This is a genomic window from Robiginitalea marina (genome assembly GCF_024006985.1).
Taxonomy (GTDB): domain Bacteria; phylum Bacteroidota; class Bacteroidia; order Flavobacteriales; family Flavobacteriaceae; genus Robiginitalea; species Robiginitalea marina.
Genome location: NZ_JAMXIB010000049.1, coordinates 1 through 316 on the forward strand (window position 1 = coordinate 1; position 316 = coordinate 316).

Here is a 316-nt window from a genome sequence, read left to right on the forward strand (position 1 = left end):
TGGTCGTCCGTGTTGTCCAGATAGGGCGTCAGATCCACACTGCCCCCGTCTTCCAGGGTCAGGGTGTTGCCGCTCAGGCTAAGCCCCTGGTCGTCAGTACCCACCAAAGATGAAAGATCGATGGTCTCCGAGGTCCCGTTCTCAATCCCGATGGTCAGGTCAGTCCCCACCAAAGACGATCCGGAGATGTTCTGGTCGTCGGTGTTGTCCAGGTACGGAGTCAAATCCACAGTGTTCCCGTCTTCAATGCCCAGGGTGTTCCCGCTCAGGGTCAGGTTCTGGTCGTCCGTGGAGACATAGCCCGAGAGGTCCACAT

At 58.2% G+C, this 316-nt stretch carries 1 protein-coding gene; it reads right to left on the minus strand.

Annotated elements, in window-relative coordinates; genetic code table 11:
- Positions 1–316 (minus strand): hypothetical protein (locus NG653_RS14860; RefSeq protein WP_252742468.1); only part of this gene is annotated, 316 nt, incomplete at both ends.